Raw genomic sequence first — 26352 nt, 5'->3', positions numbered from 1 at the left:
TATGACGCCACTCCGATGAACAGCCTAGCCCGGGTACGCGCCGCCGCGAGCAGCTCGCGACGGCAGCGAAACGTATCCGGGCCGGGCAGGCGAGTGACTACTTCGAGTAGTACTCGACGATCAGCTGCTCCTGGACCTGGGTGTCGATCTGCTGGCGAACCGGCAGCTGGTGAACCAGGACGCGGAGCTTGTCGGGCACGACGCCGAGCCACGCGGGAATCGTGCGCTCGCCGGCGGTGGCGCGGGCCACCTCGTAGGGCAGCAGGTTGCGCTTGGTCTCGCGGACCTCGATGATGTCGTGCTCGCGAACGCGGTAGGACGGGATGTCGACCTTCTTGCCGTTCACCATGATGTGGCCGTGGCGCACCTGCTGGCGTGCGGCGTCACGCGACTGGGCGAAGCCGGCGCGGTAGACGACGTTGTCGAGGCGGCTCTCCAGGATCTGGAGCAGCACCTCACCCGACTTGCCGCTCTTGCGGGCGGCTTCCTCGTAGTAGTTGTGGAACTGCTTCTCGAGGACGCCGTAGATGCGGCGGGTCTTCTGCTTCTCGCGAAGCTGAAGCTGGTACTCGGTGTCCTTCGGACGGCCTCGGCCGTGCTCACCCGGCGGGTAAGGACGGATCTCGATGGGGCACTTGGCGGACTCGCACTTGCTGCCCTTGAGGAAGAGCTTGGTCTTCTCGCGACGGCAGAGCTTGCAGTCCGCGCCCGTGTAACGAGCCATTTCTCTATATCTCCTGGGATGTCAGACGCGGCGGCGCTTCGGCGGACGGCAACCGTTGTGCGGGACCGGCGTCACGTCCTGGATCGAGCCCACCTCGAGGCCGGTGGCCTGCAGCGAGCGGATCGCGGTCTCGCGGCCGGAGCCGGGACCCTTGACGAAGACGTCGACCTTGCGCATGCCGTGCTCCATGGCGCGGCGAGCGGCGTTTTCCGCGGCCATCTGCGCGGCGAACGGGGTGGACTTCCGGGAGCCCTTGAAACCCACGTGGCCGGCGCTGGCCCAGGAGATCACGTTGCCCAGCGGGTCGGTGATCGAGACGATCGTGTTGTTGAACGTGCTCTTGATGTGGGCGTGCCCGTGAGCGACGTTCTTCTTTTCCTTGCGGCGCACCTTCTTCGGCGCACCCTGGCGGCTCTTAGGAGGCATTGTTTGCCATAACTCCTGAGGTCTTCGGTCCCGCGGCTGCGAGGACTACTTCTTACCGGGCTTCTTCTTGCCGGCGACGGTCTTCTTCTTGCCCTTACGGGTGCGCGCGTTGGTCTGCGTGCGCTGACCGTGGACCGGCAGGCCCTTGCGGTGCCGGATGCCCTGGTAGCAACCGATTTCGATCTTGCGCCGGATGTCGGCCTGGACCTCGCGGCGCAGGTCACCCTCGATCTTGTAGTTCGCCTCGATGTAGTCACGCATCGGGACGAGCTCGGTGTCGGAGAGCTGGTGGACGCGGAGGTCGCCGCTGACCCCGGTCGCCTGGAGAATCTCCTGGGCGCGGGTGCGGCCGATTCCGTAAATGTAGGTGAGAGCGATCTCCAGCCGCTTGTCGCGGGGGAGGTCGACGCCAACCAGGCGAGCCATGGCGGGCATTCTCCTTCTTCTGTGGCGGAGGTCTTGCGCCTCACTGCCCCTCCCCAATGCCCGGGGTGAGGGCCCCGGCCTCCGACCGGGGGTCTCCCGAGTGGTTCGAACCTTTCGCGAAAGGCCCGCCTGCCCGGGTGTGACACGCGATTACTGACTCAGGCTTCTCATGCGTCGAGCCCGCTCCCTGACGGGGCGGACTCGGAGAAGCCTTGCGGCGACTAGCCCTGGCGCTGCTTGTGGCGCAGGTTGTCGCAGATCACCATGACGCGACCGTGCCGGCGGATCACCTTGCACTTGTCGCAGATCTTTTTGACGCTCGGCTTTACCTTCATTGTCCTTTGTGTTCCTCAGACGTCTTACTTGTATCGGTAGACGATCCGCCCACGAGTCAGGTCGTAGGGGCTCAGTTCAACAACAACCCGGTCGTCCGGAAGGATCCGGATGTAGTGCATCCGCATCCGTCCGCTGATGTGGGCCAGGACCTTATGGCCGTTGTCGAGCTGCACCCGGAACATGGCGTTCGGGAGCGACTCGACCACAGTGCCCTCGATCTCGATGGCGCCGTCTTTCTTGGCCAAAATTCCTCGCGTTTCACTGATCGATCGTCTGAGGCTCCGGTTCACTAAGCAGCCGCGACCTCACGCTTCGAAGAGAGCGGCGATCGGCAAAGACCGCCGACGCATGTAGGTCATAGTGAGCCGACTAAGGAGTGTACGACACCTGAGCCTAGAACGCGAAATGCGTGCCAGGTGTCCTGACACAACCACGTGTCAGTGTACCCCACGTTTGCCGCGCCCCAGCCCGCCAGACCGGAGCCGCACGCCCAGCACGCGAACGGTTTGGAGCAGGCCCACCCGAACGGGTAGGGGAAGGGCCGGAGACTCGGCGCCTCCGGCCCGTCAACATCCCCCACCCGTCAGCGAGTGCTACGGGTCTTGCGCCAGTGGAAGCCGCCGGGCAGGTTGACCGAGACCGTACGGCGTCCGTCGGCCGTGCGGGTCACCCGGAACAGCCGGTTGCCCCAGCTGTGCCCCACCCCGCGGCGGGACAGGTTCAGCCGGAACGGCCCGAACTTGATCGACTTTCGATAGCTCCATCCCATGTCGCTTGCCTCCAAAGTGCGGGAGGCCTTCCAGCTACCCAATAGAAAGCGACATATCGGGTTTGGTAACAGTCTGTTTGCTCTTTCAGAGGTAGAGGCAGAAGGGATGCCCGTCCGGATCCAGCATCACGCGCACGTCCCCCTGCGGTTGGTACGCCGCCTCGACCGCCCCGCAGGCCAGCGCCCACTCCACGGCCGCGGACAGGTCGTCGACCTTGATGTCGAGGTGCTGCGAGGCGTTCTGGGCGCCAGGCTCGCTCGGCCACACCGGGCGGACGTAGGAGCGCTCGTACTCGAAACCCACCCCCGGGCCGCTCCCGCCCGCCGGCGGCTGGAGCAGCAGCCAGGCCGCATGCTCGGGCTCGTCGGGGCCGGGCCCCTCCTCCTCGACCACCTCGTAGCCGAGCAGCCGGGCGTAGAAGCGGGCGAGCTCGCGCGGCTGCGACGTGCCCACGGTCACGGAGGTCAACTGAAGGCGAGGCGGCATATCAGGCTTTCCTTACGGTTGAGGCGACCCGCCGCATCGTACTTCCCGGCGCCCCCGGTCCACCACGCCCGATCTCGCCGCTGCGCCCTATTCCGTCTTGGGTTTGGAGGCGCCGAAGATGGTGCTCATGAGCAGGACCACTCCCCACGGGCCCATGACCCACAGCGGCCACGGATAGACCAGATCGCTCGAGGTGATGCTCACGATCAGCCAGATCACCCAGTTGATGCCGCTGGCCACGGCCCACGTCTGCCAGGCCGCCACCAGGCCGGCGTGCGCGCCCTTCTTGACGGACTTGGATTCGACCTTGGCCGGGAGGTTACGCAGGTCGACGTCGGGCAGGTCGGAGGTCAGCCGCGCGAGCTCGCCGTACGTCTTGGTCTGGTAGAGCTGCTCGAGCCGCTCGTTGAACTCGTCCATCGTGAGGCGGCCCTGCGCCGTGTGCTCGCGCAGGACGGCGGCCACCCGGTCGCGGTCGGCGTCGGACGCTCGCATCTCGGGGCTCTTCGCCATCCCACCACTCCCGGTCAGAATCCCAGCTGGGTAAGGCGCTCCTTGCCCCCATCCAGGGCGGTAAGCACCCAAGGACCATTATGTGTCACCGCGACGCTGTGTTCGAAGTGTGCGGACTGCTTACCGTCGACGGTCACCACGGTCCAGTCGTCGGCCAGGACGCGGGTGCGGTCGGTCCCAAGGTTGACCATGGGCTCGATGGCCAGGCACATGCCCTCTTCGAGCGCCGGGCCCCGGCCGGGCTTGCCGTGGTTGGCGATCCACGGGTCCATGTGCATCTCGGTGCCGATGCCGTGGCCGCCGTACTCCTGAGGGATGCCGTAGCGGCCCTGCGACCTGACGTACCGCTCGACCTCGTAGCCGATGTCCGACAGGTGGCGGCCGACGGTCAGCGCGCCGATGCCGCGCCACATGGCCTCCTCCGTGACGCGCATCAGCTCCGTCAGCTTGGGGTCGACCTCGCCGATCGGCACCGTCACTGCCGAGTCGCCGTGCCAGCCCTCGAGGATCGCGCCGCAGTCGATCGAGATGACGTCACCCTCGCGTAGCTTGCGGGCGTTCGTCGGGATGCCGTGGACCACTTCCTCGTTGACCGACGCGCAGATCGTCGCGGGGAAACCCTGGTATCCCTTGAACGACGGGATCGCGCCCTCGTCCCTGATCGCCTTCTCGGCGATCACGTCGAGGTCCAGGGGTGTCATGCCGGGCTCGACAGAGCGTCTGAGCAGGTCGAGCGTGCGACCCACCACCAGGCCCGCCGCCCGCATCTTCTCGAGCTGCTCGGCCGACTTGATCTGGATTCCGTGGCGGTTGCGCTTGAACATGTACTGCCCCCCTGGGTCTCAACGGGCCACCTGGGAGCCCAATTCCCCCACAATAGCCGCGAGGTGGCACGGAATCCCGTGCCACCTCGCCCAAATCGGTTGATAGTGGAACTCAGCCCATATAGGGCCTGATCGCGTCCATGGCCCGCTGCGTGACCTCTTCGACCGGGCCCGTGGCGTCCACACCGATCAGGATGTCCTCGTCCGCGTAGTAGGAGACCAGCGGCGCCGTCTGCTCCTGGTAGACCTCCAGGCGGTGCCTGACGGTCTCCTCTTTGTCATCGTCACGCTGGAACAACGCGCCCCCGCACGCGTCGCACTTGTCGTCTTTCTTGTCGTCGAACTCGACATGCCAGATGCGACCGCACTGGCTGCAGGTGCGCCGGCCGGCCAGCCGCCTGACCACCTCGTCGTCGTCCACGACGAGCTCCAGAACCAGGTCGAGCGCCTGGCCCCAGTCTTTGAGCATGTCGCGCAGGATCTCGGCCTGCGCGACGTTCCTCGGAAACCCGTCGAGCAAGAAGCCGTCCTGCGCGTCGTCCTCGGACAGCCGGTCACGCACCATCGCGATGGTGACCTCGTCGGGCACCAGGTCCCCGCGGTCCATGTAGGTCTTGGCCAGCTTGCCGAGGTCCGTGCCCCCCGAGACGTTGGCACGGAAGATGTCACCTGTCGAGATCTTCGGGATGGACAGGTTGGATGCGATGTACTGGGCCTGTGTCCCCTTACCCGCTCCGGGGGGCCCGACCAGGACGAGACGCACTACCTCAGGAAACCTTCGTAGTTACGCTGCTGCAGCTGGCTCTCGATCTGCTTCACCGTGTCAAGGCCGACGCCTACCATGATCAGAATGCTCGTCCCTCCGAACGGGAAGTTCTGGCTCGCACCGGCGATCGCCAGCGCGACGATCGGGACCATGGAGATCAGACCCAGATAGAGCGCGCCGGGCGCGGTCAGACGGGTGAGCACGAAGTTCAGGTATTCAGCCGTCGGACGGCCGGGGCGGATGCCCGGAATGAAACCACCGTACTTCTTCATGTTGTCGGCGACTTCAGTGGGGTTGAACGTGATGGACACGTAGAAGTAGGTGAAGAAAACGATCAACAGGAAGAACGTGGCCATGTAGATCGGCGTGTCGCCCGTCGCGAGGTTCTGCGAGATCCACTGGATGACCACGTTGTCGCTGGTCTGGAACAGCGACGTGAGCAGCTGCGGCAGATAGAGCAGCGAGGACGCGAAGATGACCGGGATGATGCCGGCCTGGTTGACCTTGAGCGGGATGTAGGTGGACGTGCCGCCGTACATCCTGCGGCCGACCATCCGCTTGGCGTACTGGACCGGGATGCGCCGCTGCCCCTGCTCGACGAAGACCACCGCGGCGATCATGAAGACGCCGACCACCATGACGACCGCGAAGGTGAACTTGTTGGCCTGGAAGATGTTGGCGAGCTCGGAGGGGAAGACCGCCACGATCTGGGTGAAGATCAGGATGGACATGCCGTTGCCGACGCCGCGGTCGGTGATGAGCTCACCGAGCCACATGATCACGGACGTGCCGGCGGTCATGATCACGACCATCGTGACGATGCCGAAGATGTTGTCCGGGTCGAGCAGGACGTCCTGCTGACAGTTGGGGAACAACTGGCCGGTGCGCGCCAGCGCGATGAAGGCGGTCGACTGCAGGACGGCGAGCCCGATGGTCAGATAACGCGTGTACTGCGTGATCTTCGTCTGACCGGCCTGGCCTTCCTTCTTCAGCGCCTCGAGGCGCGGGATCACCACGACGAGCAGCTGCAGAATGATGCTCGCGGTGATATAAGGCATGATGCCCAGCGCGAACACCGACAACTTCAGGAGCGCGCCGCCGCTGAACAGCTGCACCATCCCGTAGATGTTGCCGGTTTCTCCACTGCGCGCCTGGTCGAAACAGGCGGCGAGGTTCTCGACGTGGACTCCCGGAGTCGGAAGAACCGAGCCGAGACGGAACAGCGCGATGATGCCCAGGGTGAAGAGCAACTTCTTGCGCAGGTCCGGTGTCCGGAACGCCCGGGTAAACGCGGTCAGCACGGTCCCTCCTGCGCGCCTTTACGGCGGTGTGAGTATGCGATGGTGCGGGGATCTGCCATCTGAAAGTCTCAGGTCAAACGAGCCGGACAGAATCCTGCCGTCTGGCGAACTCTAACGCACTACGGGCGTGGGGGCCCATTGTCAAAGCCCCCACGCCACGTAATAGCTCTTACAGCTCGGTAACGGAACCACCGGCTGCGGCGATCTTCTCCTTCGCGGACGACGAGAAGGCGTGGGCCTGCACGTTGACCGCGACCGAGATCTCGCCGGTGCCGAGCACCTTCACCAGCTGGTTCTTGCGAACGGCGCCCTTGGCGACCAGCGCCTCGACGGTGACCTCGCCACCCTCGGGGAACAGCTCGCCGAGCCGGTCCAGGTTGACGACCTGGTAGGTCGTCTTGAACAGCGCGTTGGAGAAGCCCTTGAGCTTCGGCAGACGCCGCTGCAGCGGCACCTGGCCACCCTCGAAACCGAGGGGGACCGTCGTGCGGGCGTGGCTGCCCTTGGTGCCCCGACCGGCCGTCTTGCCCTTGGACGCCTCGCCGCGGCCCTTGCGGGTCTTGGCCTTGTTGGCACCAGGGGCAGGACGCAGGTCGTGGATCTTGAGCGGAGCAGCGTTGTTGGAGCTGTCAGTCACGTCAATCGACCTCTTCCACCTCGACGAGGTGCGTCACCACGGAGACCATCCCGCGAATCTCGGGGCGGTCCTCCTTGACGACGACGTCGCCGATTCGCTTCAGGCCAAGCGAACGCAGCGAGTCACGCTGGTTCTGCTTGCCACCGATCTTCGAGCGAACCTGAGTGATCTTCAGGCGTGCCACGACTAGCTCACCGCCTTGGCGGCCGCGGCCTCGGCAAGGCCCTCACGCTGCGCCTTGAGCATGCGGGCCGGGGCCACGTCCTCGATCGGCAGGCCACGGCGGGCGGCGATCTCCTCGGGCCGCGAGAGGCCCTTCAGAGCCGCCACGGTGGCGTGCACGATGTTGATCGGGTTGTCCGAGCCGAGCGACTTGGACAGCACGTCGTGGATGCCGGCGCACTCCAGGACCGCACGCACCGGGCCACCGGCGATGACGCCGGTACCGGCCGAGGCCGGACGGAGGAAGACGACGCCCGCCGCCTCCTCGCCCTGCACGGTGTGCGGGATGGTGCCCTGGATCCGAGGCACCTTGAAGAAGTGCTTCTTCGCCTCTTCGACACCCTTGGCGATGGCCGCGGGCACTTCCTTGGCCTTGCCGTAGCCGACGCCGACCATGCCGTTGCCGTCGCCGACGACGACGAGGGCGGTGAAGCTGAAGCGACGACCACCCTTCACGACCTTGGCCACTCGGTTGATCTTCACTACGCGCTCGATGTACGAGACGCCCTTGTCGGCGGCGCCACCGCGGCGATCGTCACGACGGTCCCGCCGCTCGCCACCGGTGCCGCCACCGCGACGCGGAGCTGCAGCCATCAGTGGTTCCTCATCTCAGTTGCCATTAGTTGCGATCCCCGGGCCCTCATCAGAACTCGAGCCCGCTCTCGCGCGCGCTGTCGGCCAGCGCCGCGATCCGACCCGCATACCGGTTGCCACCGCGGTCGAAGACGACCTTGGTGATCCCGGCGTCCTTGGCCCGCTGAGCGAGGAGCTCGCCGACCTTCTTGGCCTTCTCGGTCTTGTCCGCCTCCAGCGAGCGCAGCGAGGCGTCCATGGTGGACGCGCTCACCAGCGTGTGGCCGACGGTGTCGTCCACGATCTGGACGAACATGTGACGGGTCGAGCGGTTGACGACCAGGCGCGGACGCTCGCTCGTGCCGACGACGTATTTGCGGACGCGGCGGTGACGGCGGGCCCGCGAGACCGTGCGGGCAGCCGTGTGCTTGCTGAACGCAGTCTTCGGAGCCATGCCTACTTACCAGCCTTTCCGACCTTGCGGCGGATCTGTTCGCCCTGGTAACGCACGCCCTTGCCCTTGTACGGGTCAGGCTTGCGCAACTTGCGGATGTTGGCCGCGACCTCGCCCACCTTCTGCTTGTCGATGCCGTCCACGTGGAACAGGGTCGGCTTCTCGACGCGGAAGGAGACGCCATCGGGGGCGTCGACGATGACCGGGTGACTGAAGCCCAGGGAGAACTCCAGTTGCGTCGGGCCCTTGGCCTGGACGCGGTAACCGACCCCGACGATCTCAAGGCTCTTGGAGTAGCCCTGGGTGACGCCCTGCACCATGTTGGCGATGAGCGTCCTGGACAGGCCGTGCAGCGCACGGACCTTGTTCTCGTCACTGGGCCGGGAGACGGCGATGCTGCCGTCCTCGTCACGAGCGACCGCGATGGGCTCGGCGACCGTGTGAGTGAGCGTGCCCTTCGGGCCCTTGACCTGGACATCCTGGCCGTCGATCGTGATGTCTACGCCACTCGGCACAGGGATGGGCAGCCGTCCGATTCGCGACATGCTGTGTTCCTCCCCTCTACCAGACGTAGGCGAGGACTTCCCCGCCCACACCACGCTTGCCGGCCTGCTTGTCGGTCATGAGCCCGGCGGACGTCGAAATGATCGCGACGCCCAGCCCGCCCAGGACCCGAGGCAGGTTGTCCTTCTTCGCATAAACCCGCAGACCGGGCTTGGAAACCCGGCGCAGGCCCGCGAGCGACCGCTCACGGGTAGGCCCGAACTTGAGCTCCACCACGAGGTTCTTGCCAACCTTGGCGTCTTCGACGGTCCAAGCCTGGATGTAACCCTCCTGCTGGAGGATCTCGGCGATGTGCGCCTTGATCTTCGAGTACGGCATCGCCACGCTCTCGTGGTACGCCGAATTCGCGTTGCGCAGACGTGTGAGCATGTCTGCGATCGGGTCGGTCATCGTCATGGCCAGTGGCCTTCCTCGCCGCGGTTTCCAGTCGGCCAAGCAGCACCCGTGACCGGGGCTCTCTGCCGGTGGACCTTCGGCGTGGTCATGGACGTTCCCGTGAGGGAACATCCTGGTCTTCTTCGGAAATATGGGAAGCGGGTGGTCACCCGCGGGCGGCACGAAGGCCGCCCACAGGTTATCCGACGGAAAAACCGCTCGTCGGGACTACCAGCTCGACTTGGTGATGCCGGGCAGCTCGCCCCGGTGCGCCATCTCGCGGAAGCACACGCGGCACAGCCCGAACTTGCGGTAGACGGCGCGCGGCCGGCCACAGCGCGAGCAACGAGTGTACGCCCGGACCTGGAACTTCGGCTTGCGCCCTGCCTTGGCGATCAGCGACTTCTTCGCCATGATCAGGCCTCCTTGAAGGGGAACCCGAGGAGCTTCAGCAGCGCCCGGCCCTGGTCGTCGTTCTTCGCGGTGGTCACGATCGTGATGTCCATGCCCCGCGGCCGGTCGACCTTGTCCTGGTCGACCTCGTGGAACATGACCTGCTCGGTCAGACCGAACGTGTAGTTGCCGTTGCCGTCGAACTGCTTCGGCGACAGGCCGCGGAAGTCCCTGATGCGCGGGAGCGCGAGGGACAGCAGCCGGTCGAGGAACTCCCACATGCGGTCGCCGCGCAGCGTGACGTGCGCGCCGATCGGCATGCCCTCGCGCAGCTTGAACTGCGCGATCGACTTGCGCGCCCGGACGACGGCCGGCTTCTGGCCGGTGATCACGGTGAGGTCGCGGACGGCGCCTTCGATGAGCTTGGAGTCACGAGCCGCCTCGCCGACACCCATGTTGACCTTGATCTTGGTCAGGCCCGGGATCTGCATGACGTTCTCGATGCCGAACTGCTCGCGAAGCTGGGCCGCGATCTCCTCGCGGTACTTCGTCTTCAGCCGTGGCGTCGGGCGCTCTGTCTCAGTGGTCGTGGCAGTCATCAGCTGTCCTCACCCGTCTCGTCGGCCTTGGCCTCGGACTTCTCCTCGGCGGGCTTCTTGTCGGCGGGCTTGTCGTCCTTGAGCTTCTTCACGTTGCTCACGTGGATGGAAGCCTCCATGGTCTGCACGCCGCCGGTCTTGGCGCCGCGCGGGCCCTGGTGCGTCTCCTTGGTGTGCTTCTTGATCATGTTGACGCCCTCGACCACCACGCGGTCCTCGCGCGGGAAGGTGGCGATGACATGACCCTTGGCACCCTTGTCCTTGCCGGCGATGACCTGGACCAGGTCACCCTTCTTCACATGCAGCTTCGGCATTACAGCACCTCCGGGGCGAGCGAGATGATGCGCATGAACTTCTTGTCGCGCAGCTCGCGGCCGACCGGGCCGAAGATACGGGTGCCGCGAGGGTCGCCGCTCTCCCTGATGATGACGGCGGCGTTCTCGTCGAACCGGATGTAGGAGCCGTCGGGCCGGCGGCGCTCCTTGACCGTGCGGACGATGACGGCCCGGACCACGTCGCCCTTCTTGACGCCCGTGCTGCCGGGCAGCGCGTCCTTGACAGTGGCGACGATGACGTCGCCGATACCGGCGTAGCGTCGGCCCGAGCCACCGAGAACACGGATGCAGAGGATCTCCTTGGCACCCGTGTTGTCGGCGACCTTGAGCCGCGACTCCTGCTGGATCACTTTCACTCCTGTTAGTCGCGCCGGTTCTCACGCGGGGGCGCTGCCCCCGCGACCCCCAGATGGCGCTTCGCACGCTTCCATGAAAGTCGCGGGAGAAATCCCGTGACCACCGGATCGTGCTTCGCACGCCCATCACGAGGCCGCGGAAGCGAGCTTCCGCGCGAGCCTGGCGGAACCTGCTGTTGTCTTGTTCCCCCGGCCACAACCCTCCGTGGAGGGCCGCACCGCAGGCGACGCGAGGCCTGGCGGCCCCGCGTCCTTGGACGCCGTCATGGGGGCTACGAGAGCCCCCACGAGGCGCGGTATATCCGAGAAGGAGCGTTACTTCGCCTTCTCGAGGATCTCCACGACCCTCCACCGCTTGGTGGCGGAGAGGGGGCGGGTCTCCATGAGCAGCACGCGGTCGCCCACGCCACAGGCGTTGGCCTCGTCGTGTGCCTTGTACTTCGTCGTACGGCGGATGACCTTGCCGTACAGGCGGTGCTTGACGCGGTCCTCGACGGCGACGACGACGGTCTTGTCCATCTTGTCGCTGACGACGAGGCCTTCACGGACCTTGCGGAAGTTCCGCGCGTCCTTCGTCTCCGTGGTCTCAGTGGTCTCGGTCTCAGCCATCGCTCGTCTCCTTCTCGACCGTGACGATGCCGAGCTCGCGCTCGCGCATCACGGTGTAGATACGGGCGATCTCGCGGCGGACGGCACGCAGCCGCCCGTGGCTCTCCAACTGACCGGTAGCCGACTGGAAACGAAGGTTGAACAGCTCTTCCTTCGCCTCCTTCAGCTTCTGGACGAGGGTCTCCTCGTCCTCGAGCCGCAGCTCTCCGGCGGTCAGGCCCTTAGCCATCACGCCTCACCCACTTCACGCTTAACGATCTTGCACTTCATAGGCAGTTTGTGGATCGCACGCTGAAGCGCCTCGCGAGCGACCGACTCCGTCACGCCCGACAGCTCGAACATCACGCGTCCGGGCTTGACGTTGGCCACCCACCACTCCGGCGAGCCCTTACCGGAACCCATGCGGGTCTCGGCCGGCTTCTTCGTGAGCGGACGGTCGGGGTAGATGTTGATCCACACCTTGCCGCCACGACGGATGTGACGGGTCATGGCGATACGGGCGGACTCGATCTGGCGGTTGGTCACGTAGGAGTGCTCAATCGCCTGGATGCCGAACTCGCCGAACACGACCCTCGTGCCGCCCTTGGCGGCGCCGCTACGGTCGGGCCGGTGCTGCTTGCGGTGCTTGACCCTGCGCGGGATCAGCATGGTCAGCTCCCTTCAGCACCCGGCTGCGCAGCCGGGCCGGTCTCGGGAGTCCCCTGGGCGGGTGCCGCCTGGGACTCGGTGCGGGGGGCGCGGTCACGGTCGCCACGACCACCGCCACGGCGCGGACGGTCACCGCCACCACGGCGCGGACGGTCGCCGCCACCACGACGGTCGTCACGGTCACGACGCTGGCCGGCACGAGCGCCGGCGGCGGCCGCCTCGCGCTCGGCGCGGCTCGTCGGAGCCTCACCCTTGTAGATCCAGACCTTCACGCCGATGCGGCCGAAGGTCGTACGGGCCTCGTAGAAGCCGTAGTCGATGTCCGCGCGGAGGGTGTGCAGGGGCACGCGGCCCTCGCGGTAGAACTCCGACCGCGACATCTCGGCGCCGCCCAGACGACCGGAGCACTGGACACGGATGCCCTTGGCGCCGGACTTCATGGCCGACTGCATCGCCTTGCGCATGGCACGGCGGAACGAGACACGGCTCGACAACTGCTCGGCGACGCCCTGCGCGACGAGCTGGGCGTCGATCTCCGGGTTCTTGACCTCGAGAATGTTGAGCTGGACCTGCTTCTTGGTCAGCTTCTCCAGGTCGCCGCGGATGCGGTCCGCCTCGGCTCCGCGCCGGCCGATCACGATGCCGGGCCGCGCGGTGTGGATGTCCACCTGCACGCGGTCGGTGGTGCGCTCGATCTCCACCTTGGAGATGCCGGCCCGCTCCATGCCCTTCTGCAGCATGCGGCGGATCGACACGTCCTCGGCGACGTACGACTTGTACAGCTTGTCGGCGTACCACCGGCTCTTGAAGTCGGTCGTGATGCCGAGGCGGAACCCGTGCGGGTTAACCTTCTGGCCCACTATCGGGTCCTTCCCTTCGGCTCGCGGGACTCCACGATCACGGTGATGTGGCTCGTCCGCTTGTTGATCCGATAGGCACGACCCTGTGCGCGCGGACGGAACCGCTTCAGCGTCGGGCCCTCGTCGACCCACGCGCGGCTCACGACGAGCGTGCTCGGGTCGAGATCGAAGTTGTGCTCAGCGTTGGCCATGGCGCTGCTGAGCACCTTGAAGATCGGCTCGCTCGCCGACTGGGGAGCGAACTGCAGCACGGCCTGCGCCTCCGAAGCGGGCAGCCCGCGAATAAGGTCCACCACGCGGCGGGCCTTGAGGGGCGTGACACGGACGAACCGCGCCTGAGCCCTGGCTTCCATCGCTTTCTCCTACTTCCGGGACGCTTACCGCCGACTGCGGCGGTCTTCCTTGACGTGGCTGCGGAACGTACGCGTGGGAGCGAACTCTCCGAGCTTGTGACCGATCATCGACTCGGTGATGAACACCGGGACGTGCTTGCGGCCGTCGTGTACGGCGATCGTGTGCCCGAGCATGTCGGGAACGATCATGGAGCGCCGCGACCACGTCTTGATGACGTTCTTGCTGCCCTTCTCGTTCTGGGCGTCCACCTTCTTCTGAAGGTGGTCGTCCACGAAGGGACCCTTCTTAAGGCTACGTGGCATTTCGGCTGCTCCTACCGCTTCTTCCTCTTGCTCCGCCGACGGATGATCAGCCGGTCGCTGGCCTTGTTGGCCTGGCGGGTGCGGCCCTCGGGCTTGCCCTTCGGGTTCACCGGGTGGCGACCACCGGAGGTCTTGCCCTCACCACCACCGTGCGGGTGGTCGACCGGGTTCATGGCGACACCGCGAACGGTGGGGCGCTTGCCCTTCCACCGCATACGGCCGGCCTTGCCCCAGTTGATGTTGGCCTGCTCGGCGTTGCCCACCTGACCCACCGAGGCCCGGCAGCGCACGTCGACCATGCGCATCTCACCGGACGGCATACGCAGCGTGGCGTACTGGCCCTCCTTGGCGAGCAGCTGGATCTGGGCGCCCGCGGAACGGCCCAGCTTGGCGCCACCGCCCGGGCGGAGCTCCACCGCGTGGATGAAGGTACCGGTCGGGATGTTGCGCAGCGGCAGGCAGTTGCCCGGCTTGATGTCGGCCGAGGGCCCGTTCTCGATGCGGTCGCCCTGCTTGAGGCCGGTCGGCGCGATGATGTAGCGCTTCTCGCCGTCGGCGTAGTGGAGCAGAGCGATATTGGCGGTGCGGTTGGGGTCGTACTCGATGTGAGCGACCTTGGCCGGAATGCCGTCCTTGTCATGCCTACGGAAGTCGATGATCCGGTAGGCGCGCTTGTGACCGCCGCCCTGGTGGCGAGCGGTGACCCGGCCGTGTACGTTGCGGCCGCCCTTACTGTGAAGGGGCGCAAGCAACGACTTCTCGGGCGTGCTGCGGGTGATCTCGGAGAAGTCCGAGACACTCGACCCGCGGCGACCCGGGGTCGTCGGCTTGTACTTACGGATGCCCATCTTTTTCGTTCATCCTTCGTCGGAATCCAGAATCCAGAGGATTCTGGATCATTCAATCGTGCAAAGCCCCCAAAGACTTTGTCGCCCGAAGGCGACACGGGGGGAATGCGGGGGGCGAAGCCCCCCGCAGGTCAGCCGATCTGACCGAAGATGTCGATCCGATCGCCTTCGACCAGGCTCACGATCGCGCGCTTGGTGTCGGGACGCTTGCCGTAACCGGTGCGGGTGCGCTTGCGCTTGCCCTGCCGGTTGATGGTGTTCACGCTGGTGACCTTGACCCCGAAGATCTGCTCAACAGCGATCTTGACCTGAGTCTTGTTCGCGGTCTTCTTCACCAGGAACGTGTACTTGTTGTTCTCGTCGATCAGGCCGTAGCTCTTCTCAGAGACCACCGGCTTGATGATGATGTCGCGCGGGTCGGCGATCTTCTCCATCAGGCGTCTTCCTTCCCGCCACTCAGCCGCGCCACGACCTGGTCGTACGCCTCCTGGGTGAAGACCACGTCGTCGTGCACGAGCACGTCGTAGGTGTTGAGCTGCCCGGCGTCCAGCAGGTGGACCTCAGGAGCGTTGCGCAGGCTCAGCCAGGTCAGCTCGTCGTTCTCGTCGACCACGACGAGGACGCGGGGAGCCTGGGTGATCTTGCGCAGGGCGTCCAGGGCGGCCTTGGTCTTGGGCGTCTCGCCCGAGACCAGCGAGCTGACCACGTGGACGCGGCCACCGCCGGCCCGGTCGGACAGGGCGCCACGCAGCGCGGCGGCCTTCATCTTCTTGGGCGTGCGCTGCGAGTAGTCGCGCGGCACCGGCCCGTGGACGATGCCACCGCCGGCGAACTGCGGAGCGCGGGTCGAACCCTGGCGGGCCCGGCCGGTGCCCTTCTGGCGGTACGGCTTCTTGCCGCCGCCGGAGACCTCGCCACGGGTCTTGGCCTTGTGGGTGCCCTGCCGGCGAGCGGCGAGCTGGGCCACGACCACCTGGTGGATCAGCGGAACGTTGACCTTGGCGCCGAAGATGTCTTCGGGCAGGTCGACCGTGCCGGTCTTGGCACCGCTGGCGTCGAGGACGTCAATGCTTGTCACTTCGCAGCCCCCTTCTTGGCAGCGGTGCGGACGAGGACGAGGCTTCCGTTGGCGCCGGGAATCGCACCCTTGATCAGGATGAGACCCTTCTCGGCGTCCACGGAGTGAACCTTCAAACTCTGCACAGTGGTGCGGACGTTACCCATCCGGCCAGCCATGCGCAGACCCTTGAAAACGCGGCCCGGGGTGGCGCAGCCACCGATGGAACCCGGCGAACGGTGCTTGCGCTGCGTACCGTGCGACGCGCCCAGACCACCGAAGCCGTGCCGCTTCATGACACCCGCGAAGCCCTTGCCCTTGCTCTTGCCCGTCACGTCGACGAACTGGCCGGCCTCGAAGGTGTCGGCCTGCAGCTCCTGGCCGATGGTGTAGTCGTTCGCGTCGTCGGTGCGGATCTCCGCGAAGTAACGGCGCGGGGTGATGTCGTGCTTACGCAGGTAGTCGCCGAGCGGCTTGTTGACCTTCCGTGGGTCGACCTGCCCGAAGCCGAGCTGGACGGCGGAGTAGCCGTCCTTCTCTGGAGTGCGGACGCGGGTCACCACGCACGGACCGGCCTCGACCACGGTCACCGGCACCATCCGGTTGTCCGCGTCGAAGACCTGGGTCATGCCGAGCTTCTTGCCCAGGACGCCCTTGATCGTCTTAGCCATGTCAGTGCGTTCCCTCAGAGCTTGATCGAAATGTCGACACCCGCGGGGAGGTCGAGTCGCATGAGCGAGTCGACCGTCTTGGGGGTCGGGTCGATGATGTCAATCAGCCGCTTGTGCGTGCGCATCTCGAAGTGCTCGCGGCTGTCCTTGTACTTGTGCGGCGAGCGGATGACGCAGTACACGTTCTTCTCGGTCGGCAGCGGCACCGGGCCTGCGACCTTCGCGCCAGTCCGCGTCACCGTCTCGACGATCTTCTTGGCCGAGCTGTCGATGACCTCGTGGTCATAGGCCTTAAGCCGGATGCGGATCTTCTGTCCCGCCATAGTGGCCTCGGTGTCCTTCGCTGTCGTCTGGAAAAGTATCGTGCGGCCTTGTGCCGCTTCCTTCACTGCAGGTCAGGACCTGCGTGACCCCACGAGGCAGACGAGTCGTCCTGCCTTTTCTTCCGTGATCCGGCAGTGACTTCGGTCACTGGGCCGAAGCTACTGCTGGATCACGGCGCTTTTGCGCGGAGTCTGCGACGTGGCGCGGCGGTCGGTCCCGGATCCGGGGCCGACCGCCGCCCCAGCGGTCAAGCTACTTGATGACCTTGACGACCCGACCGGCGCCGACGGTGCGGCCACCCTCACGGATCGCGAACTTGAGGCCTTCCTCCATGGCGATGGGCTGGATCAGCTCAACGCGCATCTCGGTGTTGTCGCCCGGCATGACCATCTCGGTGCCCTCGGGGAGGTTCACCACACCGGTCACGTCAGTCGTACGGAAGTAGAACTGCGGACGGTAGTTGTTGAAGAACGGCGTGTGCCGGCCGCCCTCGTCCTTGGACAGGATGTAGACCTGGCCGGTGAACTCGGTGTGCGGGGTGGTCGTGCCCGGCTTGATGATGCACTGGCCGCGCTCGACGTCGTCGCGCTTGATGCCGCGGAGCAGCAGCGCGGCGTTGTCGCCGGCGTGACCCTCGTCGAGCATCTTGTTGAACATCTCGATGCTGGTGACGGTGGTGGTCGTCTTCTCCGGCTTGATGCCGACGATGTCGACCTGCTCGTTGACCTTGACGATGCCGCGCTCGATACGGCCGGTGACGACCGTGCCGCGACCGGTGATCGAGAAGACGTCCTCGACCGGCATGAGGAACGGCTTGTCCGTCTCACGCGGGGGCTCGGGGACGTTCTCGTCGACGGCGTTCATCAGCTCGACGATGCTGTCGGCCCACTTCTCGTCGCCCTCAAGAGCCTTGAGCGCGGAGACGCGGACGACGGGCAGGTCGTCGCCGGGGAACTCCTGAGCGGAGAGAAGCTCACGAACCTCGAGCTCGACCAGCTCCAGGATCTCCTCGTCGTCGACCATGTCGGACTTGTTGAGGGCCACGACGATGTAGGGGACGCCGACCTGGCGGGCCAGGAGGACGTGCTCCTTCGTCTGCGGCATCGGGCCGTCGGTGGCGGCGACCACGAGGATGGCGCCGTCCATCTGGGCGGCACCGGTGATCATGTTCTTGACGTAGTCGGCGTGACCCGGGCAGTCAACGTGCGCGTAGTGACGCTTCTCCGTCTGGTACTCGACGTGCGCGATCGAGATCGTGATGCCGCGAGCCTTCTCCTCCGGCGCCTTGTCGATCTTGTCGAACGGCGTCGCGGCGTTCAGCTCGGGGAAACGGTCGTGGAGCACCTTGGTGATCGCCGCGGTCAGTGTGGTCTTACCGTGGTCGATATGCCCAATGGTGCCGATGTTCATGTGCGGCTTGTTCCGCTCGAACTTGGCCTTGCCCACTGGTTCTCTCCTTGAGAATCTGACTGACTTTCGTCTGCACACTTGGGCCCGGGAACTCCCGAACCCCTTGGCGGCGGGGTGGCTCTCACCACCCTGCCAGGGACCAGGAACTTGTTCGCCCCGGGCCCCTCGGCGGCGGGGCGACGATCTCCGCCGCCTCAACCACCTCGGGACCAGGGGTTATTCGCCCCGGGCCTTCGCGACGATCTCCTTGGCGATGCCCGGAGGCACCTCCGCGTAGGAGTCGAACTGCATGCTGTAGCTCGCGCGCCCCTGCGTCTTGCTACGCAGGTCACCCACGTAGCCGAACATCTCAGACAGCGGCACGAGCGCCTCGACGACACGGGCGCCGGCCCGCTCGTCCATCGCCTGGATCTGCCCGCGGCGACCGTTGAGGTCACCGATGACGTCACCCATGTAGTCCTCGGGCGTGGTGACCTCGACGGCCATCATCGGCTCGAGAAGCACGGCGTCCGCCTTGCGCGCGGCCTCCTTGAAGGCCATCGATCCGGCGATCTTGAAGGCCATTTCCGAGGAGTCGACGTCGTGGGCGGCGCCGTCGGTCAGCGTAACCTTCACGCCGACCATCGGGTAACCGGCCAGCACGCCGAACTCGGCGGCCTCCTGGGCGCCGGCGTCGACCGACGGGATGTACTCCCTCGGGACGCGGCCACCGGTGACCTTGTTCTCGAACTCGTAGCCGTCGTTGCCCTCGCCCAGCGGCTCGAGGTTGATGATCACCCGCGCGAACTGACCGGAACCACCGGTCTGCTTCTTGTGGGTGTAGTCGACCTTCTCGATCTTGCGGCGGATGGTCTCGCGGTAGGCCACCTGCGGGCGGCCCACGTTGGCCTCGACCTTGAACTCGCGCCGCATGCGGTCGACGAGGACCTCCAGGTGCAGCTCGCCCATGCCCCAGATGACCGTCTGACCGGTCTCCTCGTCACGGCGGACCTGGAAGGACGGGTCCTCCTCGGCCAGCCGCTGGATGGCGGTGGACAGCTTCTCCTGGTCACCCTTGGTCTTGGGCTCGATGGCGACGTTGATGACCGGAGCCGGGAACGTCATCGACTCGAGCACGACCTGGTTCGCCGGGTCGGACAGGGTGTCGCCGGTCGTGGTGTCCTTCAGACCCATGACCGCGACGATCTGGCCGGCGATCGCCGACGGGCGCTCCTCGCGCTTGTTGGCGTGCATCTGGTAGATCTTGCCGATCCGCTCCTTCTTGCCCTTCACAGAGTTGACGACCTGTGAACCGGCCTCGAGCGTGCCCGAGTAGATGCGGAGGTAGGTGATCTTGCCCAGGTGCGGGTCGCTGGCGATCTTGAAGGCCAGGGCGGAGAACGGCTCGGTCGGGTCCGCGTGCCGCTCGATGACCTTCTCCTCGTTGCCGACCGCGTGGCCCTTGAAGGCCGGGATGTCGGTCGGGGCGGGGAGGTAGGCGACGATCGCGTCGAGCAGGGGCTGCACGCCCTTGTTCTTGAACGCGGTGCCGCACAGGACCGGGTTGATGGCGCTCGCCAGCGTCGCGCGGCGCAGGGCCGCGACCAGCTGCTCCTCGGTGGGCTCGGTGCCCTCGAGGAAGAGCTCCATCAGCTCGTCGTCGTTCTCGGCGACGGTCTCGACCAGCTTGTCGCGCCACTCACGGGCGGCCTCGGCGTGGTCGGCCGGGATGTCGACGGTGTCGTACATCTCGCCCTTGGCCGCCTCGGCGCTCCAGATGAGGGCCTTCATCGTGATGAGGTCGATGACGCCCTTGAAGTCGGCCTCAACGCCCCAGGGGAGCTGGATGACGGCCGGGGTGGCGCCCAGACGACTGATCATCATGTCGACGCAGCGGTGGAACTCGGCGCCGACGCGGTCCATCTTGTTGACGAAACAGATGCGCGGGACGTTGTAGCGGTCCGCCTGTCGCCACACCGTCTCTGACTGCGGCTCGACACCGGCGACACCGTCGAACACGGCGACGGCGCCGTCGAGGACACGCAGCGAACGCTCCACCTCGATGGTGAAGTCGACGTGCCCGGGGGTGTCAATGATGTTGATGGTGTGACTGAGCCACTCACAGGTCGTCGCGGCGGACGTGATCGTGATGCCGCGCTCCTGCTCCTGCTCCATCCAGTCCATCGTGGCTGCGCCCTCGTGGACTTCACCGAGCTTGTAGTTGATGCCGGTGTAGAACAGGATGCGCTCAGTCGTGGTGGTCTTGCCCGCGTCGATATGGGCCATGATCCCGATGTTGCGGACCTTGGCCAGGTCAAGAGCGGTCGTGGTGGCCACTTCTCTCGCGTCCTCTCCTGCGGAGGGCCGGGCCCCCCGCACGCCCCCTACAACTGCTAGGGCCTACGGTCGTTTATCCGCGGGGAAGCCAGCTTCCCCGCCCCCTCAGTTGCAAGGGCCTACGGTTGTCCTTCGGCGAGTCGCCACCAGGGTGACGGCTCCAGGCCGGCAACCAGCGCGCCGCGCTGCCTACCAGCGGTAGTGAGCGAAGGCCTTGTTGGACTCGGCCATCTTGTGCGTGTCCTCGCGCTTCTTGACGCTCGCCCCGAGGCCGTTGCTGGCGTCGAGGAGCTCGTTCATGAGGCGCTCGGTCATGGTCTTCTCGCGGCGGGCGCGGGAGTACTGCACCAGCCAGCGCAGGGCCAGGGTGGTGCTGCGCGCCGCGCGCACCTCGACCGGCACCTGGTAGGTGGCGCCACCGACGCGACGGCTGCGAACCTCGAGGGTCGGCTTGACGTTGTCGAGCGCGCGCTTCAGGGTGACGACCGGGTCGTTGCCCGTCTTCTCCCTGCAGCCCTCGAGGGCGCCGTAGACGATGGACTGCGCGATGGAGCGCTTGCCGTCCAGGAGCACCTTGTTGATCAGTGCGGTCACCAGCGGCGAGCTGTAAACCGGGTCAGCCATGAGCTGACGACGGCCAGGAGAACCCTTACGAGGCATTAGCTCTTCTCCTTCTTCGCGCCGTAGCGGCTACGGGCCTGCTTGCGGTTGCGGACACCCTGGGTGTCGAGCGAACCGCGGATGATCTTGTAGCGAACACCAGGCAGGTCCTTCACACGACCGCCACGCACGAGCACGATGGAGTGCTCCTGCAGGTTGTGACCCACACCGGGGATGTAGGCCGTGACCTCGATGCCGTTCGTGAGCCGAACGCGGGCCACCTTGCGCAGTGCCGAGTTGGGCTTCTTCGGGGTGGTGGTGTAGACGCGCTGGCACACGCCGCGCCGCTGGGGGCTCCCCTTGAGGGCAGGAGTCTTGGTCTTGGCGACCTTGTCCTGCCGGCCCTTGCGGACCAACTGCTGAATAGTGGGCACTGCCACTCCGTTTCGTGCCTTGGCCGGTGTTACGTCAGTTGTGGTGCATGTGCAGGTTCTGCCGGTGTCATGACCTGCTGTCTTTCGCTGTCCCGGTGCCCCCGCGCTCGGGCGTGTCGCGCTATTCACACAGACACATCCGCGAGGATTACGAGCCAGGAAGCCGTCCCACGCTCGCAATTGAGCGCACGGTCGAGAGCCCGCATAGAGACGGGCACGATGTCCAAGACTACCCAGACCCATGCGACACGTCAAAACGGCGCGACAAGGCGGGCAAGCCGTGCCACTCCGGATCGCCGGGGCCTACTTCATCCAGCCCATCTACAGCTCCGCGACCATGATATAGGCCCGCAGACCCTCTCGTCCCCCGGACCGGCGTGTTCGTCGCCACACGCGCTCACGATCAACCCCTTCCTTCCGGTACGGCGGCGCCCACGTCACCCAGACGCCGTACAGGGCCGGGGACCTCCAGGGAGACGCCTCTGACCCCGCACGTGGCGCAGCGCCGCCACGGCGCCCTGTGGACCGTCTCCGTGGTCCGCCGGGCACCCGGCACGCCCCCGTCGGTCACCCCACGTCCACGGCGAGCCCCGGACACGCAGAGAGCCGAAAGCCACACCGGGCACGCGCGGGTGCGAACGCGAAGCGCCCGGGTCTCCTGATCGGAAACCCGGGCGCGTTCAGCTGCCGTTGACTAAGAAATCACCGGTTGTACTGGCCGAAGTCGTATTCCTCCAGCGGCACGGCCTCGCCGCTGCCGGTGCCGAAGGTGTAGTCGGCCGCCGAGCCGTCGTAACCGCCGACGGTGTACATGGCCGCCTTGGCCTCTTCGGTCGGCTCCACCCGGATGTTGCGGTATTGCGGCATGCCGGTGCCCGCAGGGATGAGCTTACCGATGATGACGTTCTCCTTCAGGCCCAGGAGCGAGTCGGACTTGGCGTGGATCGCCGCGTCCGTCAGGACCCTGGTCGTCTCCTGGAAGGAGGCCGCCGACAGCCACGACTCGGTGGCGAGCGACGCCTTCGTGATGCCCATGAGCACCGGACGGCCGGCGGCCGGGGAGCCGCTCTCCGCCACCGTCTCGCGGTTCATCTGCTCGAAGCGCGGACGCTCGACGAGCTCGCCGGGCAGCAGGTCGGTGTCACCGGACTCCAGCACGTTCACGCGCTTGAGCATCTGCCGCACGATGATCTCGATGTGCTTGTCGTGGATCGACACACCCTGCGAGCGGTAGACCTGCTGGACCTCCGCCACCAGGTGCAGCTGCACGGCCCGCGGGCCGAGGATGCGCAGCACCTCGTTGGGGTTGACCGCACCCGCGACCAGCTGCTGACCGACCGTGACACGCTGGCCGTCCTGCACGAGCAGGCGCGAGCGCATCGACACCGGGTAGGCGATCTCCTCCGAGCCGTCGTCGGGGGTGATCACGACCTTCCTGGTCTTGTCGGTCTCGTCGATCCGGGCCCGGCCCTCGGCCTCGGAGATCGGGGCGACACCCTTGGGGATGCGCGCCTCGAACAGCTCCGTGACACGGGGCAGACCGTGGGTGATGTCGGCGCCGGCCACACCACCGGTGTGGAACGTACGCATCGTCAGCTGCGTGCCGGGCTCACCGATCGACTGGGCGGCGATGATGCCGACCGCCTCGCCGACGTCCACGAGCTTGCCGGTGGCCAGGGAGCGGCCGTAGCAGGTCGCGCAGACACCGATCTTGGCCTCGCAGACGAGCGCGCTGCGGGTGCGGACCGTCTCGACGCCCGCCTCGACCAGGGCCGCGACGTGGTTGTCGTTGATGTCGACACCCGCGGGGACGATGACCTTGCCGTCGACCTCGACGTCCTCGGCCAGGATGCGGCCGTGCACGTTGGACTCGGCGTTCTCGGCCTTGACCAGGCTGCCGGCCGCGTCGCGCTCGCCGACGTGCAGCGGGACGGCGCGGTCGGTGCCGCAGTCGATCTCACGCACGATGACGTCCTGGGCGACGTCCACCAGACGACGGGTCAGGTAGCCCGAGTCGGCGGTGCGCAGGGCGGTGTCGGCGAGACCCTTCCGCTGGCCGTGGGTGGAGATGAAGTATTCCAGCACCGACAGGCCCTCGCGGAACGAGGCCTTGATCGGCCGCGGGATCGTCTCACCCTTGGTGTTGGACACCAGGCCGCGGATGCCGGCGATCTGCCGGACCTGCATCTTGTTACCGCGGGCGCCGGAGTTGACCATCATCCAGACCGGGTTGGTCGCCGGGAAGGCGGTGACCATGTCGGTCTCGACGTCGGCCGTCGCGTGCGTCCAGATCTCGATGAGCTCCTGACGGCGCTCCTCGTCGGTGATCAGACCGCGCTCGTACTCGCGCTGGACCTTGTCGGCCCGGCGCTCGTAGCTCTCCATGATGTCGGTCTTGTTGGGCGGCGCGACGACGTCCTCGATCGAGATCGTGACGCCGGAGCGCGTCGCCCAGCGGAAGCCGGCGTCCTTGAGCGCGTCGAGCGCGTTGGCGACCTCGATCTTGGGGTAGGTCTCCGCCAGCTCGTTCACGATCGTGGACAGCTGCTTCTTGCCGACCTGGAAGTCGACGAACGGGTAGCTGCCGGGCAGCGTCTGGTTGAACAGGCACCGCCCGAACGTCGTCTCCAGCCGGATCGGGTCGCCCTGCTCCCAGCCTTCGGGCGCGACCCAGTCACGCGGCGGCAGGACGTCCTTCAGCCGGATGTGGATCTTCGCCTGGATGTCCAGCTCGCGGCGGTCGAAGGCCATCTGCGCCTCGGCGATCGAGCCGAACACGCGGCCCTCGCCCAGCGCGCCGTCCTTCTGGGTGGTCAGCCAGTAGAGGCCGATGACCATGTCCTGGGTGGGCATCGTCACGGGCTTGCCGTCGGCCGGCTTGAGGATGTTGTTGGTCGAGAGCATCAGGATGCGTGCCTCGGCCTGGGCCTCAGCCGACAGCGGCAGGTGCACGGCCATCTGGTCGCCGTCGAAGTCCGCGTTGAACGCGGTGCAGACGAGCGGGTGGATCTGGATGGCCTTGCCCTCGACCAGCTGCGGCTCGAACGCCTGGATGCCCAGGCGGTGGAGCGTCGGCGCGCGGTTGAGCAGCACGGGGTGCTCGGTGATGACCTCTTCGAGGACGTCCCACACCACGGGACGCGCCCGCTCGACCATCCGCTTGGCCGACTTGATGTTCTGGGCGTGGTTGAGGTCGACCAGCCGCTTCATCACGAACGGCTTGAACAGCTCCAGCGCCATCTGCTTGGGCAGGCCGCACTGGTGCAGCTTGAGCTGCGGGCCGACGACGATGACCGAACGGCCGGAGTAGTCGACGCGCTTGCCCAGCAGGTTCTGGCGGAACCGGCCCTGCTTGCCCTTGAGCATGTCGCTCAGGGACTTCAGCGGACGGTTGCCGGGCCCGGTGACCGGGCGACCGCGACGGCCGTTGTCGAACAGCGCGTCGACGGCCTCCTGCAGCATTCGCTTCTCGTTGTTCACGATGATCTCGGGCGCGCCGAGGTCGAGCAGACGCTTGAGCCGGTTGTTGCGGTTGATGACCCGGCGGTAGAGGTCGTTGAGGTCGGAGGTCGCGAACCGGCCACCGTCGAGCTGCACCATCGGGCGCAGGTCCGGCGGGATGACCGGGATGCAGTCGAGCACCATGCCGCGCGGCGAGTTGGTCGTGTTGAGGAACGCCGACACGACCTTGAGCCGCTTGAGCGCGCGGGCCTTCTTCTGGCCCTTGCCGCTGCGGATGGTCTCGCGCAGGTTCTCGGCCTCGGCGTCGAGGTCGAAACTGACCAGGCGCTCCTGGATCGCCTGGGCGCCCATGCCGCCCTTGAAGTAGCGGCCGAAGCGGTCGCGCATCTCGCGGTAGAGCAGCTCGTCGCCCTCGAGGTCCTGGACCTTGAGGTTCTTGAAGCGGCTCCAGACCTCGTCGAGCCGGTCGATCTCGCGCTGGGCGCGGTCGCGCAGCTGGCGCATCTCGCGCTCGGCGCCCTCACGGACCTTGCGGCGCTGGTCGCCCTTGGCGCCGGCGGCCTCGAGCTCGGCCAGGTCGCTTTCGAGCTTCTTCTGCCTGGTCTCGACGTCGGCGTCGCGGCGCTGCTCGATGTGCTGCCGCTCGACGGAGATCTTCGCCTCCAGCGAGGGCAGGTCACGCTCACGCATCTCGGTGTCGACATGCGTGATCATGTAGGCCGCGAAGTAGATGACCTTCTCCAGGTCCTTCGGGGCCAGGTCGAGCAGGTAGCCGAGGCGCGAAGGAACGCCCTTGAAGTACCAGATGTGCGTGACCGGAGCGGCCAGCTCGATGTGGCCCATCCGCTCACGACGCACCTTGGCACGGGTCACCTCGACGCCGCAGCGCTCACAGATGATGCCCTTGAACCGGACGCGCTTGTACTTGCCGCAGTAGCACTCCCAGTCACGGGTCGGGCCGAAGATCTTCTCGCAGAAGAGTCCGTCCTTTTCCGGCTTGAGCGTGCGGTAGTTGATGGTCTCCGGCTTCTTGACCTCGCCGTGCGACCACTGACGGATGTCGTCGGCCGTCGCCAGCCCGATCCGAAGCTCGTCGAAGAAGTTGACGTCTAGCATTTGTGCGATCTCCCCCTCAGACTTCTTCCACGCTGCTCGGCTCGCGCCGGGACAGGTCGATTCCGAGCTCCTCCGCGGCGCGGAAGACGTCCTCGTCGGTGTCACGCATCTCGATGGACATGCCGTCGCTGGAAAGCACCTCGACGTTCAGGCACAGCGACTGCATCTCCTTGATGAGGACCTTGAAGGACTCGGGGATGCCCGGCTCGGGGATGTTCTCGCCCTTGACGATGGCCTCGTAGACCTTCACCCGGCCGAGAA

Annotated in this window: 38 protein-coding genes; all 38 read right to left on the bottom strand. The window is 66.3% G+C overall.

The window, feature by feature from the left end; all coding sequences use genetic code 11:
• Nucleotides 1-97 precede the first annotated feature (97 nt).
• A complete protein-coding gene (gene rpsD / locus ABGB14_RS26325) occupies nucleotides 98-724 on the bottom strand; it encodes a 30S ribosomal protein S4 (RefSeq protein ID WP_132509686.1) in 627 nt (208 codons plus the stop codon).
• Nucleotides 725-745: 21 nt separating this feature from the next.
• Nucleotides 746-1150: a 30S ribosomal protein S11 gene (rpsK, locus tag ABGB14_RS26320; RefSeq protein WP_132337049.1), complete on the bottom strand. Its 405-nt coding sequence runs from the start codon at nucleotides 1148-1150 to the stop codon at nucleotides 746-748.
• Nucleotides 1151-1195: 45 nt separating this feature from the next.
• Nucleotides 1196-1576 (bottom strand): 30S ribosomal protein S13, encoded by a 381-nt coding sequence (gene rpsM, locus ABGB14_RS26315; RefSeq protein ID WP_132617274.1) that lies wholly within the window; start codon nucleotides 1574-1576, stop codon nucleotides 1196-1198.
• A 221-nt stretch (nucleotides 1577-1797) separates the two neighbouring features.
• A complete protein-coding gene (gene rpmJ / locus ABGB14_RS26310; protein WP_003956441.1) occupies nucleotides 1798-1911 on the bottom strand; it encodes a 50S ribosomal protein L36 in 114 nt (37 codons plus the stop codon).
• 24 nt (nucleotides 1912-1935) lie between these two features.
• Nucleotides 1936-2157: a translation initiation factor IF-1 gene (infA, locus tag ABGB14_RS26305; protein ID WP_030451477.1), complete on the bottom strand. Its 222-nt coding sequence runs from the start codon at nucleotides 2155-2157 to the stop codon at nucleotides 1936-1938.
• Nucleotides 2158-2495: 338 nt separating this feature from the next.
• Complete coding sequence (locus tag ABGB14_RS26300) at nucleotides 2496-2681, bottom strand: DUF4236 domain-containing protein (protein WP_347646486.1); 186 nt, start codon at nucleotides 2679-2681, stop codon at nucleotides 2496-2498.
• Between the two features lie 85 nt (nucleotides 2682-2766).
• Nucleotides 2767-3141, bottom strand: a complete 375-nt coding sequence (locus tag ABGB14_RS26295) for a VOC family protein (protein ID WP_347646485.1) — start codon at nucleotides 3139-3141, stop codon at nucleotides 2767-2769.
• A 114-nt stretch (nucleotides 3142-3255) separates the two neighbouring features.
• The gene (locus ABGB14_RS26290; RefSeq protein WP_347646484.1) at nucleotides 3256-3681 is read right to left on the bottom strand and encodes a DUF1707 domain-containing protein; all 426 of its coding nucleotides are present in this window, start codon (nucleotides 3679-3681) and stop codon (nucleotides 3256-3258) included.
• 14 nt (nucleotides 3682-3695) lie between these two features.
• Entirely contained in the window at nucleotides 3696-4505 is an 810-nt protein-coding gene (gene map / locus ABGB14_RS26285) for a type I methionyl aminopeptidase (RefSeq protein WP_347646483.1), read from the bottom strand.
• Between the two features lie 112 nt (nucleotides 4506-4617).
• A complete protein-coding gene (locus ABGB14_RS26280) occupies nucleotides 4618-5268 on the bottom strand; it encodes an adenylate kinase (protein ID WP_347646481.1) in 651 nt (216 codons plus the stop codon).
• Nucleotides 5268-6572: a preprotein translocase subunit SecY gene (gene secY, locus ABGB14_RS26275; RefSeq protein ID WP_347646480.1), complete on the bottom strand. Its 1305-nt coding sequence runs from the start codon at nucleotides 6570-6572 to the stop codon at nucleotides 5268-5270. Before secY ends, ABGB14_RS26280 begins: the two co-directional genes overlap by 1 nt.
• Nucleotides 6573-6741: 169 nt before the next feature.
• A complete protein-coding gene (gene rplO, locus ABGB14_RS26270; protein ID WP_132509680.1) occupies nucleotides 6742-7209 on the bottom strand; it encodes a 50S ribosomal protein L15 in 468 nt (155 codons plus the stop codon).
• A gap of 1 nt (nucleotide 7210) precedes the next feature.
• Nucleotides 7211-7393, bottom strand: coding sequence for a 50S ribosomal protein L30 (rpmD, locus tag ABGB14_RS26265; RefSeq protein WP_080043226.1), 183 nt, complete (start codon nucleotides 7391-7393; stop codon nucleotides 7211-7213).
• A 2-nt stretch (nucleotides 7394-7395) separates the two neighbouring features.
• Nucleotides 7396-8025, bottom strand: coding sequence for a 30S ribosomal protein S5 (gene rpsE, locus ABGB14_RS26260; RefSeq protein WP_132632155.1), 630 nt, complete (start codon nucleotides 8023-8025; stop codon nucleotides 7396-7398).
• A 49-nt stretch (nucleotides 8026-8074) separates the two neighbouring features.
• Nucleotides 8075-8458 (bottom strand): 50S ribosomal protein L18, encoded by a 384-nt coding sequence (gene rplR, locus ABGB14_RS26255; protein ID WP_132599495.1) that lies wholly within the window; start codon nucleotides 8456-8458, stop codon nucleotides 8075-8077.
• 2 nt (nucleotides 8459-8460) lie between these two features.
• Complete coding sequence (gene rplF, locus ABGB14_RS26250; RefSeq protein ID WP_347646478.1) at nucleotides 8461-9003, bottom strand: 50S ribosomal protein L6; 543 nt, start codon at nucleotides 9001-9003, stop codon at nucleotides 8461-8463.
• A gap of 16 nt (nucleotides 9004-9019) precedes the next feature.
• Entirely contained in the window at nucleotides 9020-9418 is a 399-nt protein-coding gene (rpsH, locus tag ABGB14_RS26245; RefSeq protein WP_132509675.1) for a 30S ribosomal protein S8, read from the bottom strand.
• Between the two features lie 207 nt (nucleotides 9419-9625).
• A complete protein-coding gene (locus ABGB14_RS26240) occupies nucleotides 9626-9811 on the bottom strand; it encodes a type Z 30S ribosomal protein S14 (RefSeq protein ID WP_132337023.1) in 186 nt (61 codons plus the stop codon).
• Nucleotides 9812-9813: 2 nt separating this feature from the next.
• Entirely contained in the window at nucleotides 9814-10389 is a 576-nt protein-coding gene (gene rplE / locus ABGB14_RS26235) for a 50S ribosomal protein L5 (protein WP_132509674.1), read from the bottom strand.
• Nucleotides 10389-10694, bottom strand: a complete 306-nt coding sequence (gene rplX / locus ABGB14_RS26230) for a 50S ribosomal protein L24 (protein ID WP_347617702.1) — start codon at nucleotides 10692-10694, stop codon at nucleotides 10389-10391. The genes rplE and rplX overlap by 1 nt, the downstream gene beginning before the upstream one ends.
• Nucleotides 10695-10702: 8 nt before the next feature.
• Nucleotides 10703-11074, bottom strand: coding sequence for a 50S ribosomal protein L14 (rplN, locus tag ABGB14_RS26225; protein ID WP_347646477.1), 372 nt, complete (start codon nucleotides 11072-11074; stop codon nucleotides 10703-10705).
• A gap of 321 nt (nucleotides 11075-11395) precedes the next feature.
• A complete protein-coding gene (gene rpsQ, locus ABGB14_RS26220) occupies nucleotides 11396-11689 on the bottom strand; it encodes a 30S ribosomal protein S17 (RefSeq protein WP_132599491.1) in 294 nt (97 codons plus the stop codon).
• Nucleotides 11682-11918, bottom strand: a complete 237-nt coding sequence (gene rpmC, locus ABGB14_RS26215; protein ID WP_132337013.1) for a 50S ribosomal protein L29 — start codon at nucleotides 11916-11918, stop codon at nucleotides 11682-11684. Before rpmC ends, rpsQ begins: the two co-directional genes overlap by 8 nt.
• Nucleotides 11918-12337, bottom strand: a complete 420-nt coding sequence (gene rplP, locus ABGB14_RS26210) for a 50S ribosomal protein L16 (protein WP_347616789.1) — start codon at nucleotides 12335-12337, stop codon at nucleotides 11918-11920. The genes rpmC and rplP overlap by 1 nt, the downstream gene beginning before the upstream one ends.
• 2 nt (nucleotides 12338-12339) lie before the next feature.
• Nucleotides 12340-13197, bottom strand: a complete 858-nt coding sequence (gene rpsC / locus ABGB14_RS26205; RefSeq protein ID WP_132599487.1) for a 30S ribosomal protein S3 — start codon at nucleotides 13195-13197, stop codon at nucleotides 12340-12342.
• Entirely contained in the window at nucleotides 13197-13550 is a 354-nt protein-coding gene (rplV, locus tag ABGB14_RS26200; RefSeq protein ID WP_132599484.1) for a 50S ribosomal protein L22, read from the bottom strand. The genes rpsC and rplV overlap by 1 nt, the downstream gene beginning before the upstream one ends.
• 24 nt (nucleotides 13551-13574) lie before the next feature.
• Entirely contained in the window at nucleotides 13575-13853 is a 279-nt protein-coding gene (gene rpsS, locus ABGB14_RS26195; protein WP_090930455.1) for a 30S ribosomal protein S19, read from the bottom strand.
• A gap of 11 nt (nucleotides 13854-13864) precedes the next feature.
• Nucleotides 13865-14701 (bottom strand): 50S ribosomal protein L2, encoded by an 837-nt coding sequence (gene rplB, locus ABGB14_RS26190; RefSeq protein WP_132509668.1) that lies wholly within the window; start codon nucleotides 14699-14701, stop codon nucleotides 13865-13867.
• A 131-nt stretch (nucleotides 14702-14832) separates the two neighbouring features.
• Nucleotides 14833-15135, bottom strand: a complete 303-nt coding sequence (gene rplW, locus ABGB14_RS26185) for a 50S ribosomal protein L23 (protein WP_080043238.1) — start codon at nucleotides 15133-15135, stop codon at nucleotides 14833-14835.
• The gene (gene rplD / locus ABGB14_RS26180) at nucleotides 15135-15779 is read right to left on the bottom strand and encodes a 50S ribosomal protein L4 (RefSeq protein ID WP_347646476.1); all 645 of its coding nucleotides are present in this window, start codon (nucleotides 15777-15779) and stop codon (nucleotides 15135-15137) included. The genes rplW and rplD overlap by 1 nt, the downstream gene beginning before the upstream one ends.
• Nucleotides 15776-16429, bottom strand: coding sequence for a 50S ribosomal protein L3 (rplC, locus tag ABGB14_RS26175; protein ID WP_347646475.1), 654 nt, complete (start codon nucleotides 16427-16429; stop codon nucleotides 15776-15778). The genes rplD and rplC overlap by 4 nt, the downstream gene beginning before the upstream one ends.
• Nucleotides 16430-16443: 14 nt before the next feature.
• On the bottom strand, nucleotides 16444-16752 hold the full coding sequence (rpsJ, locus tag ABGB14_RS26170) for a 30S ribosomal protein S10 (protein WP_012887830.1): 309 nt from the start codon (nucleotides 16750-16752) through the stop codon (nucleotides 16444-16446).
• Nucleotides 16753-17005: 253 nt separating this feature from the next.
• Nucleotides 17006-18199, bottom strand: coding sequence for an elongation factor Tu (gene tuf, locus ABGB14_RS26165; RefSeq protein ID WP_347646474.1), 1194 nt, complete (start codon nucleotides 18197-18199; stop codon nucleotides 17006-17008).
• A gap of 180 nt (nucleotides 18200-18379) precedes the next feature.
• Nucleotides 18380-20479 (bottom strand): elongation factor G, encoded by a 2100-nt coding sequence (fusA, locus tag ABGB14_RS26160; RefSeq protein ID WP_347646473.1) that lies wholly within the window; start codon nucleotides 20477-20479, stop codon nucleotides 18380-18382.
• A gap of 189 nt (nucleotides 20480-20668) precedes the next feature.
• Nucleotides 20669-21139 (bottom strand): 30S ribosomal protein S7, encoded by a 471-nt coding sequence (rpsG, locus tag ABGB14_RS26155; protein ID WP_020542314.1) that lies wholly within the window; start codon nucleotides 21137-21139, stop codon nucleotides 20669-20671.
• Complete coding sequence (gene rpsL / locus ABGB14_RS26150) at nucleotides 21139-21513, bottom strand: 30S ribosomal protein S12 (protein WP_043623420.1); 375 nt, start codon at nucleotides 21511-21513, stop codon at nucleotides 21139-21141. Before rpsL ends, rpsG begins: the two co-directional genes overlap by 1 nt.
• A gap of 702 nt (nucleotides 21514-22215) precedes the next feature.
• Nucleotides 22216-26091, bottom strand: a complete 3876-nt coding sequence (locus tag ABGB14_RS26145; RefSeq protein WP_347646471.1) for a DNA-directed RNA polymerase subunit beta' — start codon at nucleotides 26089-26091, stop codon at nucleotides 22216-22218.
• Nucleotides 26092-26107: 16 nt separating this feature from the next.
• On the bottom strand, nucleotides 26108-26352 hold a 245-nt coding region (locus ABGB14_RS26140), incomplete at its 5' end, for a hypothetical protein (protein WP_347646470.1).

This window comes from Nonomuraea sp. B10E15 (genome assembly GCF_039871615.1).
In the GTDB taxonomy this organism is placed as follows: Bacteria; Actinomycetota; Actinomycetes; order Streptosporangiales; family Streptosporangiaceae; genus Nonomuraea.
The sequence above is the reverse complement of the archived record's forward strand: the minus strand, read 5'-3'. Positions and strand labels throughout refer to the sequence as shown.

Coding starts and splice junctions, on each gene's coding strand:
- rpsD (WP_132509686.1), bottom strand. CDS start 724: ATGGCTCGTTACACGGGCGCGGACTGCAAGCTCTGCCGTCGCGAGAAG.
- rpsK (WP_132337049.1), bottom strand. CDS start 1,150: ATGCCTCCTAAGAGCCGCCAGGGTGCGCCGAAGAAGGTGCGCCGCAAG.
- rpsM (WP_132617274.1), bottom strand. CDS start 1,576: ATGGCTCGCCTGGTTGGCGTCGACCTCCCCCGCGACAAGCGGCTGGAG.
- rpmJ (WP_003956441.1), bottom strand. CDS start 1,911: ATGAAGGTAAAGCCGAGCGTCAAAAAGATCTGCGACAAGTGCAAGGTG.
- ABGB14_RS26300 (WP_347646486.1), bottom strand. CDS start 2,681: ATGGGATGGAGCTATCGAAAGTCGATCAAGTTCGGGCCGTTCCGGCTG.
- ABGB14_RS26290 (WP_347646484.1), bottom strand. CDS start 3,681: ATGGCGAAGAGCCCCGAGATGCGAGCGTCCGACGCCGACCGCGACCGG.
- map (WP_347646483.1), bottom strand. CDS start 4,505: ATGTTCAAGCGCAACCGCCACGGAATCCAGATCAAGTCGGCCGAGCAG.
- rpsE (WP_132632155.1), bottom strand. CDS start 8,025: ATGGCTGCAGCTCCGCGTCGCGGTGGCGGCACCGGTGGCGAGCGGCGG.
- rplR (WP_132599495.1), bottom strand. CDS start 8,458: ATGGCTCCGAAGACTGCGTTCAGCAAGCACACGGCTGCCCGCACGGTC.
- rplF (WP_347646478.1), bottom strand. CDS start 9,003: ATGTCGCGAATCGGACGGCTGCCCATCCCTGTGCCGAGTGGCGTAGAC.
- rpsH (WP_132509675.1), bottom strand. CDS start 9,418: ATGACGATGACCGACCCGATCGCAGACATGCTCACACGTCTGCGCAAC.
- ABGB14_RS26240 (WP_132337023.1), bottom strand. CDS start 9,811: ATGGCGAAGAAGTCGCTGATCGCCAAGGCAGGGCGCAAGCCGAAGTTC.
- rplE (WP_132509674.1), bottom strand. CDS start 10,389: ATGACTGCCACGACCACTGAGACAGAGCGCCCGACGCCACGGCTGAAG.
- rpsQ (WP_132599491.1), bottom strand. CDS start 11,689: ATGGCTGAGACCGAGACCACTGAGACCACGGAGACGAAGGACGCGCGG.
- rpmC (WP_132337013.1), bottom strand. CDS start 11,918: ATGGCTAAGGGCCTGACCGCCGGAGAGCTGCGGCTCGAGGACGAGGAG.
- rplP (WP_347616789.1), bottom strand. CDS start 12,337: ATGCTGATCCCGCGCAGGGTCAAGCACCGCAAGCAGCACCGGCCCGAC.
- rplV (WP_132599484.1), bottom strand. CDS start 13,550: ATGGAAGCCAGGGCTCAGGCGCGGTTCGTCCGTGTCACGCCCCTCAAG.
- rpsS (WP_090930455.1), bottom strand. CDS start 13,853: ATGCCACGTAGCCTTAAGAAGGGTCCCTTCGTGGACGACCACCTTCAG.
- rplB (WP_132509668.1), bottom strand. CDS start 14,701: ATGGGCATCCGTAAGTACAAGCCGACGACCCCGGGTCGCCGCGGGTCG.
- rplW (WP_080043238.1), bottom strand. CDS start 15,135: ATGGAGAAGATCGCCGACCCGCGCGACATCATCATCAAGCCGGTGGTC.
- rplC (WP_347646475.1), bottom strand. CDS start 16,429: ATGGCTAAGACGATCAAGGGCGTCCTGGGCAAGAAGCTCGGCATGACC.
- rpsJ (WP_012887830.1), bottom strand. CDS start 16,752: ATGGCGGGACAGAAGATCCGCATCCGGCTTAAGGCCTATGACCACGAG.
- rpsG (WP_020542314.1), bottom strand. CDS start 21,139: ATGCCTCGTAAGGGTTCTCCTGGCCGTCGTCAGCTCATGGCTGACCCG.
- ABGB14_RS26145 (WP_347646471.1), bottom strand. CDS start 26,091: ATGCTAGACGTCAACTTCTTCGACGAGCTTCGGATCGGGCTGGCGACG.